This is a genomic window from Streptomyces sp. SP18BB07 (assembly GCF_036322545.1).
GTDB lineage: Bacteria > Actinomycetota > Actinomycetes > Streptomycetales > Streptomycetaceae > Streptomyces > Streptomyces deccanensis.
In genome coordinates, this window is the sequence record NZ_JAQYWT010000356.1 from 82,802 (window position 1) to 96,112 (window position 13,311).

At 72.1% G+C, this 13,311-nt stretch carries 10 protein-coding genes; 5 read left to right on the forward strand and 5 right to left on the reverse strand.

The window, feature by feature from the left end; all coding sequences use genetic code 11:
• Positions 1–92 precede the first annotated feature (92 nt).
• Together scy and mce are read right to left on the reverse strand one after the other, a co-directional pair.
• Positions 93–3,944 (reverse strand): polarized growth protein Scy, encoded by a 3,852-nt coding sequence (scy, locus tag PUR53_RS37375; protein WP_329898428.1) that lies wholly within the window; start codon positions 3,942–3,944, stop codon positions 93–95.
• 275 nt (positions 3,945–4,219) lie between these two features.
• Entirely contained in the window at positions 4,220–4,660 is a 441-nt protein-coding gene (gene mce / locus PUR53_RS37380) for a methylmalonyl-CoA epimerase (protein WP_239757317.1), read from the reverse strand.
• Between the two features lie 147 nt (positions 4,661–4,807).
• On the opposite strand from mce, the gene PUR53_RS37385 reads away from it, so the two are divergent.
• The 3 genes from PUR53_RS37385 (at position 4,808) to PUR53_RS37395 (ending at position 8,610) form a co-directional block, all read left to right on the forward strand.
• Positions 4,808–6,010: an acetyl-CoA C-acetyltransferase gene (locus PUR53_RS37385; RefSeq protein WP_329898429.1), complete on the forward strand. Its 1,203-nt coding sequence runs from the start codon at positions 4,808–4,810 to the stop codon at positions 6,008–6,010.
• A 53-nt stretch (positions 6,011–6,063) separates the two neighbouring features.
• The gene (meaB, locus tag PUR53_RS37390; RefSeq protein ID WP_329898430.1) at positions 6,064–7,020 is read left to right on the forward strand and encodes a methylmalonyl Co-A mutase-associated GTPase MeaB; all 957 of its coding nucleotides are present in this window, start codon (positions 6,064–6,066) and stop codon (positions 7,018–7,020) included.
• A 300-nt stretch (positions 7,021–7,320) separates the two neighbouring features.
• A complete protein-coding gene (locus tag PUR53_RS37395) occupies positions 7,321–8,610 on the forward strand; it encodes an MFS transporter (protein ID WP_329911291.1) in 1,290 nt (429 codons plus the stop codon).
• Between the two features lie 236 nt (positions 8,611–8,846).
• On the opposite strand, the gene PUR53_RS37400 is transcribed toward PUR53_RS37395, so the two are convergent.
• Positions 8,847–9,554, reverse strand: a complete 708-nt coding sequence (locus tag PUR53_RS37400; RefSeq protein WP_329898432.1) for a PepSY domain-containing protein — start codon at positions 9,552–9,554, stop codon at positions 8,847–8,849.
• Positions 9,555–9,735: 181 nt separating this feature from the next.
• On the opposite strand from PUR53_RS37400, the gene PUR53_RS37405 reads away from it, so the two are divergent.
• Together PUR53_RS37405 and PUR53_RS37410 are read left to right on the forward strand one after the other, a co-directional pair.
• Positions 9,736–10,404 carry a response regulator transcription factor gene (locus PUR53_RS37405; protein ID WP_329898433.1) on the forward strand — a complete coding sequence of 223 codons (669 nt, stop codon included), beginning with the start codon at positions 9,736–9,738 and terminating at the stop codon, positions 10,402–10,404.
• Positions 10,401–11,822 carry a sensor histidine kinase gene (locus PUR53_RS37410; protein ID WP_329911292.1) on the forward strand — a complete coding sequence of 474 codons (1,422 nt, stop codon included), beginning with the start codon at positions 10,401–10,403 and terminating at the stop codon, positions 11,820–11,822. Before PUR53_RS37405 ends, PUR53_RS37410 begins: the two co-directional genes overlap by 4 nt.
• A 77-nt stretch (positions 11,823–11,899) precedes the next feature.
• Here PUR53_RS37410 and PUR53_RS37415 read toward each other — a convergent pair whose 3' ends face one another.
• Together PUR53_RS37415 and PUR53_RS37420 are read right to left on the reverse strand one after the other, a co-directional pair.
• Positions 11,900–12,376, reverse strand: a complete 477-nt coding sequence (locus tag PUR53_RS37415; protein WP_045558902.1) for a MarR family winged helix-turn-helix transcriptional regulator — start codon at positions 12,374–12,376, stop codon at positions 11,900–11,902.
• A gap of 136 nt (positions 12,377–12,512) precedes the next feature.
• Entirely contained in the window at positions 12,513–13,310 is a 798-nt protein-coding gene (locus PUR53_RS37420; protein WP_329898480.1) for an AIM24 family protein, read from the reverse strand.
• Position 13,311 lies beyond the last annotated feature (1 nt).

The following is a 13,311-nucleotide window of genomic DNA, read 5'->3' on the forward strand; positions in this document are numbered from 1 at the left end:
AGACGGCACAGAAGGCAAGCACAGAACGAGCACAAATTGGTGTCCATAGCGCCAGGGCGGGGCGGGAAGATACCCGCAACACCCCGGCACCGCTAGCCGTCTGACGACTTGCCACCCGAACGAGTCGCACCCGCCGCGGCGCCCGTCTTGACTCCACCGTCCTTGCCGCTCGACGGGGCCTCAAAAGACTCCAACGCGACCAGCACGTCCTGGACACGGGAAATCTCCGCATTGATGTCCTCGCGGCGGCGGACCAGCACCTCCAGCTCGCGCTTGCCCTCCTCGACCGTCCGGCGGGCCTCGCGGATCGCCTCGGCCTTCAGTTCCTCGGCCTCACGGACGAGCGTGGACTTCTTCTGCTCGGCCTCCTTCAGCAGACCCTCGGCCTTCTTCACCGCGGCGATACGCACCTTGCCCGCCTCGGAGTTCGCCTCGGAAACGATCTCCTTGGCCTTCGCCGTCGCCTTCTCCAACTGCTCCTCGGCGGCCTTGATGAGCGCGTCACAGCGGTCACCGGTGGATTTCATCGTCTCGGCGGCCTCACGGCGGGCCCGCGTGTGCAGCGCCTCGATCTCGGCCGTGATGCGGTCGCGCAGCTCCTCGGCCCGCTCCCTTATGGCGGTCGCGTCCCGGCGCGCGCCGACGAGCAGCTCGTCGGCGTCCGTACGGGCCTTCTCCACCGTGGAGTTGCCCTCGACGGTCGCCTCGGCGACCAGCCGCTCGGCCTCCTTGCGGGCCGCCCCGACCATGGAGTCGGCCTGCCCCTCGGCGTCCGCGGTGGTCTGCAGGGCCTGCGTCTGCGCCTCGGTGAGCAGCTTGTCGGCCTCGGCCGCCGTCTCCGAGATGAGCTTGTCGACCTGCTCGGCGGCCTCGGAACGCCGCTTGTTGGCGTCCTTGCGGGCCTGGTCGAGGGTGTTGTCGGCCTCCTCGCGGGCGTGCGCCATGAGCCGGTCGGCCTCCGCCTCCGCCTCGGCCCGCGCGCGCTCGGCGTCGGCCCGGACCCGCTCGGCATGCTGCTGTGCGGAGCCCACCGTCTCGGCGGCCTCGGCCCGCAGCCGCTCGGCCTCGTCGGTGGCCTCGCCGATCAGCCGGTCGGCCTTCGCGACGGACTCGGCCCGGACCCGCTCGGCCTCCTCGTTGGTCTCCCGGGTCAGCCGCTCCGCCTCGGCCGTCACCTCGGTGATCAGGGTGTCGGCCTGGGTCGCCGCGTCCGAACGGATGCGGTTGGCGTCGTCGCGGGCCTCCGCACGGGTGCGCGAGGCGTCCTGGTCGGCCCGCGCGACAGTGTCCGAGGCCTCCGTACGGACCCGCTGGGCATGCTCGGAGGCGTCGGAACGCACCCGCTCCGCCTCGGCGATGGCCTCCGCGACCGTGCGCTCGGCGAGCGACTTGGCGGCCTCCGACTCCTCCCGGGCCTCGCGGCGCACCCGGTTGGCGTCCTCGGTGGCCCGCTCCCGCTCCGCGTAGGCGTCGGCGCGGACCCGGTCCGACTCCTCCTCGGCCTCCCGGCGCATCCGGTCCGCCACGTGCTCGGCGGTGTTGCGCAGCCCGGCGATCTCCTCCTGGGCCTGCTCGTGCAGCCCGGCGACGGAGTCCCGCACCTGCTGGGCGTGCTGTTCGGCGGCCGACACCATCTCCATGGCGCGCCGCTCGGCCTCCTCGACCAGCCGTACGGCCTCGGCCTGGGCCTCCTCGACGCGTTTGCGCGCCGAGGCCAGCAGTTCCTCGCTCTGCTCGCGGGCCCGCAGCCGCTCCTGGTCGGCCTCCTGCCGGGCCGCGCCGAGCAGCTCCTCGGCCTCGCGGCGGCGCCGGAGAGCCTCCTCCTGCGCGGCGGCCAGCGTCTCCGAGGCCTCCGTGGCGAGCCGCTCGGCCGCGGCCTGCGCCTCCGCCCGTACCCGGTTGGCGGTGTCCTGTGCCTCGGACTTCAGCCGCTCGGCCTCGGACGCGGCCTCCGACCGCAGCCGTACGGCGACGGCCTCGCCCTCGGCGCGGGACGCGGACGCGTCGGACGCGGCCTCGTCGCGCAGCCGCTCGACCTCGGCCTCGGCCTGCGCCTGGAGCGTACGGATGCGCTCGGCGGCCTCGGAGCGCAGCCGGTCGCTCTCCTCGCCGGCCTCGCGGCGGATCCGCTCGGCCTCGGCGCGGGCGTCGGCGAGCGCCTCCTCGGCGGAGACCAGCCGCGCCTCGGCCTCGCTCTGCAGCCGGGTCAGCTCCTCGGCCGCCTCCGCCTTGCGGGCCTCGACGCCGCGCTCGGTCTCCTCGCGCAGTTCACGGGCGGCGCGCTCGGCCTCGGCCTTGAGCTCCTCGGTCTGCTCCTCGGCCTCGGCGCGGTGCCGCTCGGCCTCCTTGCGGGTGCGCTCCAGCGTCTCTTCGGCCTGGCGGCGCAGCGTGGACGCGCGTTCGATGGCCTCGGTGCGGACCTTCTCGCTGTCCGCGGTGGCCGTCTGCCGCAGCTCGTCGGCGTCCGTCCGGGCCTTGGCGAGCAGTTCCTCGGCGGTCTTGGCCGCCTCCTCGATCTGCTGGACGGCCTCGCGCCGGGCCTCGGAGCGGATCCGCTCACCCTCGGCGACCGCGTCGGAGCGCAGCTGCTCGGCCTCGCCGCGCAGCCGGCGCGCCTCCTCCTGCAGCTCGACGGTCTTGGCGCGGTACTCCTTGGTGTCGTCCTTCGCCGTGCCCTTGAGCTGTTCGGCGAGGTCGTGGGCCTCGGCCCGCAGCCGGTCCGCCTCGGCCTCGGCCTCGGCGCGGATGCGCTCGGCCTCCTCGGTGGCGGCCTTGGTGGTCTTCCGGGCCTCCTCGGACGCCTTGTTCAGCACGTCCTCGGCGGTCTTGGCCGTCTTGGCGAGCTGGGAGGCGGACTCCTCCGCGGTGATCGAGCGGGCCTTCTCGGCTGCCTCGGCCAGCAGCTTCTCCGCCTCGGCCCGGGCGTCCGCCACGGCTTCCTCGGCGGCCGACTTGGTGGCCTCGGCCTCCTTCGTGGCCTCCTCGACCAGCCGGGCGACCTGCTCCTTCGCCGTACGCGTGCGCTGCTCGTTGGTCGACTCGGCGCCGGCGACGGTCTTGGCCGCGTTCTCCTTCGCCTCCGTGACCAGCTTCTCGGCCTCGGCGCGCGCCTCGCGCAGCGCCGCCTCGGCCTCCGCCATGCGCTGCTCGGCCGCCCGGCTCAGCTCGGAGGCCTGGCGGCGGGCGGAGTCCGACTCGGTGGCGGTGGAGGTGCGCAGCTGCTCGGCGTGCTCGGTGGCCTCCTGGGCCTGCGTGGACGCCGCGTTCAGCAGTCGCTCGGCCTCGGCGCGGGCCCGGCGCAGGATCTGGTCGGCCTCGCTGCGGGCGGCCTCCGAGTCGCTCTGGAGCCGCTGGCGGGCCTCGGTGGCGAGCCGCTCGGCCTCGGCGCGGGCGGCGGCCAGCGCCTGCTCGGCCTCCGCGCGGGACTCGTCGACGAGCCGACGGGCCTGGGACTCGCTGCGGGCGCGCAGCTGCTCCGCCCACGCCACGTTCTCGTTGACGTGCGACTCGACGGTCTGCCGGCGCTCGGAGAGTTCCTGGTCCAGCTGCTGGCGGCGGGTGACCGCCTCCTGGTGCAGCTCCGCCTGGAGGCGCGCGGCCTGCTCGGCGTGCTCCTGGAGGATCCGCTGCGTCTGCGCCCGGGCCTGGCTCAGCTCGCGCTCGGCGTCCGCGCGCAGCTGGTCGGCCTGCATCTGGGCCTGGCGGAGCATCTGCTCGGCCTGGTAGCCGAGATCGCCGCCGCTGTCGTAGGCGGGCCGGGACATGAGGGTGCGGCGCGCCTCGTGCAGCTTGGCGCGCAGCACCTCGACCTGGTAGCCGAGGTCCTCGGCGTGCTGAATCGCCTTTTCCCGCTCGGTCTTCAGCCGCTCCATCTCGGCCTCGAACCGAGAGAGGTGGTCGACGTCAGCCGCCGGCTCTCGCTCCTGGCGTTCGTAGCCCCGCACTGCGCGGTCCCATCCGTCCCCTGGTCGCAACCTCTGGCAAACGAGCTCCGTCCAACCGCCGAACGGTGCCCCCGGGGAATGGTGTCAGATCAACGGCGGAGCACGGGCTGCCGCCCTCACCCTCGTCCCCCGAAACCTGGACCCCGGCCCTCGGGCGGCCGCTGATGGATCTCCGCGGCGCCCTTGGATCCCGCTCCTCGGAAGGCGGCAGGACCCGGGCCGTCCCCGCGAAGGCGACGGCCGACCCCAACCCTACCGGCCCATATGTACGGGGGTCAGTGCTCAGGTGACTCAACTGGCGCCGAAGTGACCAGTTCTGTCAGTACGCCATGACAATCCTTGGGGTGCAGGAACGTGATCCGTGACCCCATGGAACCGACTCGAGGCTCCTCGTACAGGACGCGTACGCCCTTGTCCTTGATCGCGGCCGCCTCGCCGTCGACATCCGCCGTACCGAAGGCGATGTGGTGGACCCCCTCGCCGTTCTTGGCCAGCCACTTCGCGACGGTGGAGTCCTCGCGGGTCGGCTCCAGAAGCTGCAGGTAGGAGGCGCCGCCGTCGTCCGTGCTGTTGATCTTGAGCATGGCCTCGCGCACGCCCTGCTCCTCGTTGACCTCGGAGTGGAACACCTCGAAGCCGTACGTGGCCCGGTAGAACTCGACGGTGGCGTCGAGATCGAAACAGGCGATTCCGATGTGGTCGATTCGCGTCAGCATGGTGTCAGTGCAGCGCTCTCGCGACGGTTACGCAACGTGCGCGCGATCACACCGACAGCCCGATGACGGCACGGAGTGCCACTCAGTACATTCGAAGTAAACCCTCGTTCACTCCTCGGCTTGCAAGCTGGAAGGGGATCGCACCTCATGTCTGGTTCGAACGGCAACACATCGGTGATCGTCGCGGGCGCCCGTACGCCCATGGGACGGTTGCTCGGTTCGCTGAAGTCCTTCTCCGGAGCCGACCTCGGCGGCTTCGCGATCAAGGCCGCCCTGGACCGTGCGGGGATCGGTGGCGACCAGGTCCAGTACGTGATCATGGGACAGGTGCTTCAGGCCGGGGCGGGGCAGATCCCGGCACGCCAGGCCGCGGTCAAGGCCGGCATCCCCATGAACGTGCCCGCGCTCACGATCAACAAGGTGTGTCTGTCGGGCCTCGACGCCATCGCGCTCGCCGACCAGCTGATCCGCGCCGGCGAGTTCGACGTGATCGTGGCGGGCGGCCAGGAGTCCATGACCAACGCCCCCCACCTGCTCCCGAAGTCCCGTGAGGGCTACAAGTACGGGGCGATCCAGATGCTCGACGCGATGGCGCACGACGGGCTCACGGACGCCTTCGAGAACATCGCCATGGGCGAGTCCACGGAGAAGCACAACACCCGCCTCGGGATCGGCCGCGAGGAGCAGGACTCGGTGGCCGCCCTGTCCCACCAGCGGGCCGCCGCCGCGCAGAAGAACGGCCTCTTCGACGCCGAGATCACCCCGGTGGAGATCCCGCAGCGCAAGGGCGAGCCGGTCGTCTTCAGCCAGGACGAGGGCATCCGGGGTGAGACGACCGCCGAGTCGCTGGGCAAGCTGCGGCCGGCCTTCACCAAGGACGGCACCATCACGGCCGGGTCCGCCTCGCAGATCTCCGACGGCGCCGCCGCCGTGGTCGTCATGAGCAAGGCCAAGGCGCAGGAGCTGGGTCTGACGTGGCTCGCCGAGATCGGCGCCCACGGGAATGTCGCCGGGCCGGACAACTCGCTCCAGTCCCAGCCGTCGAACGCGATCGAGCACGCCCTGAAGAAGGACGGGCTGGAGGTGGCGGACCTGGACCTCATCGAGATCAACGAGGCCTTCGCCGCGGTCGCCGTGCAGTCAATGAAGGACCTCGGCGTGTCCCCGGAAAAGGTGAACGTCAACGGTGGTGCGATCGCTCTCGGGCACCCCATCGGCATGTCCGGCGCCCGGCTCGTCCTCCACCTCGCCCTGGAACTGAAGCGGCGCGGCGGCGGTGTCGGCGCGGCCGCGCTGTGCGGTGGCGGTGGCCAGGGTGACGCGCTGATCGTGCGGGTACCCAAGGCCTGAGGCCCGTCGGTTCCTGACGTACGTGGCCCCTCGTTTATTGGATCGGAGCTGTGATGCAGGACGTCCCCACGCTGGTGGCACAGGCCAGGGAAGGGCGGCCTCGGGCCGTCGCCCGGCTGATCTCCCTGGTGGAGGGGGCGTCCCCGCAGCTGCGTGAGGTCATGGCCGCGCTGGCGCCGCTCACGGGCGGGGCGTACGTCGTGGGCCTCACCGGCTCGCCGGGCGTGGGCAAGTCCACGTCCACGTCGGCGCTGGTGACCGCGTACCGCAGGGCCGGGAAGCGGGTCGGGGTGCTGGCGGTGGACCCGTCCTCGCCCTTCAGCGGTGGCGCGCTGCTGGGCGACCGGGTGCGGATGTCGGACCATGCCTCCGACCCCGGCGTGTACATCCGTTCGATGGCGACCCGTGGTCATCTGGGCGGTCTCGCCTGGGCCGCCCCGCAGGCCATCCGGGTCCTGGACGCGGCCGGCTGCGACGTGATCCTCGTCGAGACGGTCGGGGTCGGCCAGTCCGAGGTGGAGATCGCCTCCCAGGCGGACACGTCCGTGGTGCTCCTCGCCCCCGGCATGGGGGACGGCATCCAGGCGGCCAAGGCCGGGATCCTGGAGATCGGCGACGTCTACGTCGTCAACAAGGCCGACCGCGACGGCGCGGACGCGACCGCGCGCGAGCTGAACCACATGCTCGGGCTGGGCGAGTCCCGGGGCCCCGGCGACTGGCGCCCGCCGATCGTCAAGACGGTCGCGGCCCGCGCCGAGGGGGTCGACGAGGTCGTGGAGGCGCTGGAGAAACACCGGGCGTGGATGGAGGAACGGGGAGTTCTCGCGGAGCGACGCCGGTCGCGTGCGGCGCGTGAGGTGGAAGCGATCGCGATGACCGCGCTCCGGGAGCGGATCGGCGACCTGCACGGAGACCGCCGGCTGGATGCCCTGGCCGAGCGCATCGTGACGGGCGAGCTGGATCCGTATCGGGCGGCGGATGAGCTGGTGGCCGGGTTGACGGAGGGCTGACCTCGGGATTCTCGCCCCCGCCGCCCCTACCCGTCCCAACCTCCAGGGGCTGGGCGCCCCTTCGACCCCCCGTCAAAGATTCGGGGCTCCGCCCCGGACCCCGTTCGCGCAGTTCCCCGCGCCCCGGTGGAATGGCCGTAGGCCTTCCTTACCCGCAGACGCGACGCACCCGCCCCCGGGCTGCTAGCTTGGCCGCGTGTTCACTCACCTTGCGTAGAGACGCCCCCCCCGCAGGCGACGTGCCGTCGTCGTGCGGGGCATCGGTGTCCCCTTCACGCCTCCCGGTGAGGAACCTTTCGCATGTCCGCGACCTCCTCGCGGCCGTCGTACGCAGCGGTGCTCCGCATCCCGTACGCCCGCCGCACCTTCGCCGCCGTACTCGTCGGCCGGCTCTCCTACGGCATGGTGCCGGTCGCCGTGCTGCTCGCCGTGACCCGCGCGACGGGCTCGTACGCCGTCGCCGGTACGGTCATGGCCCTGTTCGGGGCCACCAGTGTCCTTCTGTCGCCCGCGAGGGCTGCGCTCGTCGACCGGTACGGCCCGCGCCGGGCACTGCCGCCGATGGCCTCGCTGTACGCCGTGCTGCTCGGGTTGTTGGCGGTGGCGACCTGGCGGCCTGGTGCCCCGGCCCCCCTGCTGGGCGCGGTCGCGGTGGCGGCCGGTGCCTGTACTCCTCCGCTCGGGCCGACGATGCGCACGGTGTGGAGCGACCTCGCCGCGGACCGGGGGCTGCTGCCGCGCGCCTACAGCCTCGACGGGGTCGCGGAGGAACTGCTGTTCGTGTCGGGGCCGTTGGTGGTGGGCGGGGTCGTGCAGATCGCCGCTCCGGCCGCCGCCGTGGCACTGGGTGCCGTGCTGGTGATGGCGGGGACCTTCGGTTTCGTCGCCTCCCCGGCTGTGGCGCGCGTGCCGGGGCGGGGCGCGGTGTCCGAGAAGCCGACGGGCCGACGCCGGTCGTGGGTCGTCACCGGCATCGTGCCGCCCGTCGTCGCGGCCGGTGGCGTCGGGCTCTCGCTCGGCGCGCTCGACCTGCTGGTGCTGGCCTTCGCCGAGCAGCGGGGCCACGGGGACGACGTGGTGGCCTGGATCTTCGCCGCGCTGTCCGCCGGGAGCGCGGTGGGCGGGCTGCTGTACGGCGCGGTCGAGTGGCGCTCCGGCGCACGCGTACGGCTGTCGCTGCTGGTGGCGGGTCTCGGCCTCGCCCTCGCGGGTGCCGGGCTCGCCCCGGACCTCGCCGTCCTCACCGGCGCTGTCGTCTGCGCCGGGCTCTTCGTCGCCCCAGCCCTCACCACCGCGTACCTCGTCGCCGACGCCTGCGCCCCGGCCGCCGCTCGCACCCGGTCCGGCGCCTGGGTCAACACGGCCGTCAACGCGGGCGTTTCGGTGGGAGCAGCCGCCTCAGGGCTGCTGGTGGCCCGGGTCTCGCCCACCCTCGGCTTCGCCCTCGCGGGCGGCACCGCCCTGCTTGCGGCGACCGTGGTGGGGGTGGGGAGCCGACGGGGCCGTGCGGCCGGGCCGGAGGCGGGAGCGGCGGGGCACACGACCGAGCAGGTCGTGAGCGCCGAGGCGAGGGCGGCGCAGTCGCCGTGAGGTGAGCCGACCGCGCGAACGCCGGTAGGGGCACCCGGTCTCGGGTGCCCCTACCTGGGGTGAGGAAGGCCGTGTACCTCTGGGGGGGGGATGAGGTGTCGGACTTCCCGGCGTGGAAGGAGGAGTCGGGGCTCCCGGGGTGTGGGGGGAGAGCGCCGGTCCTCCTGGAGGGCGACGTCCGCCGAGGGGGGTCGGCGGGGTCGGTCCTCCCGGTGGTTCGACGGGACCGCGAGGGATCAGTCCTCCGAGCGGTCGGCGGTGAGCTTGCCGGAGTCGGGGTTCACCCTCCAGTCGCTGCCGGTGCCGTCGGCGGCGGTGGTGTCGACCTCCCAGGCCTGGTCCGCGCTCTCCTCGTCGAGGTCGACGGAGGTCACGGTGCCCTTGTCCGCGGCGGCTTCGGCGGCCTCGGCGGCGGTCACGGAGCTGCCCTTCAGCGCGTCCTGGATCTGGCGGGTCTCGGCGGCGTCGTCACCGTCGTCGTCGCGGTCGGCGTGCGAGCCGAGGACCTTGCCGGTGCCGGGGTCGACCTGGACGCTGAACCACTTGCCGCCGCCGGTCAGCACGTCGACGTCCCAGATCAGGTTCGTGCCCTCGTCGTCGAGGTCGGCGGAGACCGCCGTACCGTCCTTGTGCTGCAGCGCCGTCCGGATCGCCTCGGCAGCCGTGACCTGACCGGCCTTCGCCTCGGCCGCGTTCTCGGCCTTGTCCTCGGCGTCCTGGTCGGTGTCGCGGGCGGCCCGGTCCTCGGCCTTGTCGTCCGCCTTGTCCTCGGCCGTGTCGTCGGAGTCGTCGTTCACGTCGTCGCGGTCGTGGTCGCCGTTCGACACCGACACGGTCTTCTTCGTCGGCGCCTCGTCGTCACCCGAGACCGCGATGGCGGTCGCGGTACCGCCGCCGATCAGGGCGACGGCCGTGACGGTGGCGATGACGATGTTGCGCTTCATGAGGTTCCTCCAGGATGCGACTGGCTGCAACCAGTAACGGATGATGTCGCCGGTTGCGGATGGTTTATCTGGCTTGTTCGCCTCGTCTGCTTTCGACGGGAACCAATCTGGCCGATCGACGCTGAAGCGGACCTGAAGCCCCCTGAAGACCGCTTCAGGTTCGGTTTGCCAAGCTGAACGCATGCGCCTGTTGATCGTGGAAGATGAGAAGCGGCTCGCGGTGTCGCTGGCCAAGGGCCTGACGGCCGAGGGGTACGCCGTGGACGTCGTCCACGACGGGATCGACGGACTGCACCGGGCGAGCGAGGGGTCGTACGACCTCGTGATCCTCGACATCATGCTGCCCGGCATGAACGGCTACCGCGTCTGCGCCGCCCTGCGCGCCGCCGGCCACGACGTGCCGATCCTGATGCTCACGGCCAAGGACGGCGAGTACGACGAGGCCGAGGGCCTCGACACGGGCGCCGACGACTATCTGACCAAGCCGTTCTCGTACGTCGTCCTCGTCGCCCGGGTGAAGGCGCTGCTGCGGCGGCGCGGCCCCTCGGGCGGCGCCTCGCCCGTGCACGAGGTCGGCGAGCTGAAGGTCGACACCGCCGCCCGGCGCGTGTTCCTCGCCGACGACGAGATCACCCTCACCACCAAGGAGTTCTCCGTCCTGGAGCAACTCGTCCTGAGAGCCGGTGAGGTCGTCTCCAAGGCCGACATCCTGGAGCACGTCTGGGACTTCGCCTACGACGGCGACCCGAACATCGTCGAGGTCTACATCAGCACGCTGCGCCGCAAGCTCGGCTCCCCCCTCATCAAGACCGTCCGCGGGGCCGGATACAGACTGGAGGGCCGCTCGTGAAGCGCCGTCTCGGCTCGGTACGGGCGCGGGCGACCCTCGCCGCGACCGTCGTCGTCGCCGTGGCCCTGGTCGCGGCCGGCGCCGCCGTCCTGCTGTCGCTGCGGTTCACCCTCACCGACAAGGCGGACGCGGAGGCCGACTCCGTGGCCCGCAACGCGGCCTCCGCGCTGGCGAACGGGTTCGCCTACGCCGAGCTCAGGCTGCCGGACGGCGACGAGAACCCGGTCGAGGTCCTGGACCGGAACGAGAGGCCCGTCGCGGTCGGCGAGGACGTCGAGGGCATGGAGGTGACCGCCATCGACTCGGACCGGCTGAACTCCGAGACCAACGACGACGCCGACGACCGGGCGGAGGGCGACCAGGACGCCGAGGACGGGGGCAGCCTCAAGGCGGGCGAGGTCGCCGACGAGACCTGGTACGGCGAGGGCTCCGCGACCGTCGAAGGGGTCACGGCGGACTACCGGTTCGCCGGGGTCGACGTGGTCACGCCGGCGGGTGTGCCGCTCACCGTCTACGCGGGCGCCCCGCTCTCCACCGAGGAGGAGGCCGTCGGCACCGCGCTGACGACGATGCTCATCGGGCTGCCGCTGCTGCTGCTGATCGTGAGCGGCGTGACGTACGTCGTCACCGGGCGGGCGCTGCGCCCCGTCGAGGGCATCCGTTCGGAGATGGCGGCGATCACGGCGTCCGAGGACCTCTCCCGACGCGTCCCCGAGCCGGACACGCACGACGAGGTCGCCCGGCTCGCGCGCACCACCAACGAGACGCTGGCCGCCCTGGAGGCCTCGGTGGAGCGGCAGCGCGCGTTCGTCGCGGACGCCTCGCACGAACTGCGCAGCCCCATCGCCTCGCTGCGCACCCAGCTGGAAGTGGGCGCCGCGCACCCGGAGTTGCTGGACCTGGACGGGGCGGTCGAGGACACCGTGCGGCTGCAGAGCCTCGCCGCCGACCTGCTGCTGCTCGCCCGCCTGGACGCGGGGGAGCGGCCGCCGCCGGACGCGCGCTTCGACCTGGCGAGGGTCGTACGGGAAGAGGTGGCGTCCCGGGAGGGCGTGACGCTGGACGGCGTGGACTCGGTGGAGGTGCGCGGCTCGCGCAACCAGATCTGCCGCGTCCTCGGCAACCTCCTGGACAACGCGGCCCGCCACGCCCGCGACCGTGTCGCCGTCACGCTGCGCACCACGCCCGACTGGGTGGTCCTCCAGGTCGTGGACGACGGCGCGGGCGTCCCGCCGGCCGATCGCGAACGCGTCTTCGAACGCTTCGTCCGCCTGGACGAGTCCCGAGCGAGGGACGACGGCGGCGCGGGCCTGGGCCTCGCGATCGCCAGGGACATCGCCACCCGCCACGGAGGCACCCTGACGATCGACGACGCTCCCGGCGGAGGCGCACTGTTCGAGCTACGGCTCCCCCGGTAGGCCCAGGGGCGCGGGGAACTGCGCGACCAGCCACGACGAACCCGCGGCCGAAACCGAACCGGCAGTCCCCCGACCCCCTACGGCTTACCGCGATGGCTCCGGAGGTGCTCCGCGATCGGCACCAGCGACTTGTGCAGCTCCTCCATCGCCTCCTCCGACAGCAGATCGATGAAGTGCCGCCGCACGGACGCGACATGATGCGGCGCCACCCGCTGCATCGTCGCCATGCCGTGCTCCGTGAGCACGGCGAACAGCCCGCGGCGGTCGGACTCGCAGTTCTCCCGGCGCACCAGGTCGGCGTTCTCCATCCGGGTGATCTGGTGCGAGAGGCGGCTCTTGGACTGGAGCGTGGCGGCGGCAAGGTCGCTCATCCGCATCCGCCGCCCCTCCGACTCGGAGAGGTTCACCAGGATCTCGTAGTCGTTCATTGTCAGGCCGAACGGCTGCAGATCCCTTTCGAGCTGGTGCGTCAGCAGCCTGTTGACGTCCAGATGGGTGCGCCAGGCGCACTGCTCCGCATCGGTCAGCCAGCGCGTGGCCGTTTCGGTCTCCATGAATGAAGTCTACCTAAAATGTTGAAAGGCGAACTAGTGAGGGTTCGGTGGTGCCGCTCGTACGGACAGGTCGGGCCTTACGGGTCGAGGCATGACAACGCGCACACGTTCGATGTCACACTCCGCAGACTACCGCTCACAGCCCGAAGCGACGCTGGAGGTCCCCCAGCTGTCCGGGAAGGCGCGGTGCCCCCGCCGGCTGTCCGTGATGCCCGGGCACCCCGCCGCCGCCGGGTACGCCCGGCTCGTGCGGGACCATCCCCGTGGCCTGCTCGGCCATCAGCGTCTCGGAGGACTGGAGCAGCACCGTGCCCGCCCCGACGAACTCGAACTGGTGCTCCTCGCCGGACGCCCCGCCGACCCCCGTCATCGCACGTAGACCGCCCATGAGACCGGTCATGTAGCCGTGGTCGTAGTGGTGGCACGGAGAGGGGCAGTCGGCCCACCCGACCAGGGCCTGCGGGTCGACCCGGATGGGGGGTTCCATGAACACCACCGGGCCGTTGGAGGCCGCCACGAACTTGCCCGTGCCGATGAGGGTCAGGAAGCCCGGGACGATCGACTGCTTCAGCGCGAGACTTGGCTGAAAAGCGAGGAGGTTGCCCGAGCGAATGGTGAGGTTGCCCTCCTCCAAGTCATACGAATTGACGTCGAAGGCCCGGTCGGCGAGGAGCATCTTGCCCGACCCCTGGGCCACCACCCAGTCGCTCGCGTGCAGAGGCGAATGGAACGAGGAGCGGACGAGACGGTCGAGCCCGCCGTGCCCGATGCCGTTGAACTCCATCTGCCCGTAGTAGGCGATCATCTTGCCCTTCTGCAGGAACCACTGGCTCCCCTTGAGCTCCACGCAGAAGGTGTAGTTGTTGACGTTGTCGTCCGACGGCAGCGTCATCGGGTCGTGGACGGTCGGGCCGGCGACCGGGGCCCCGTACATG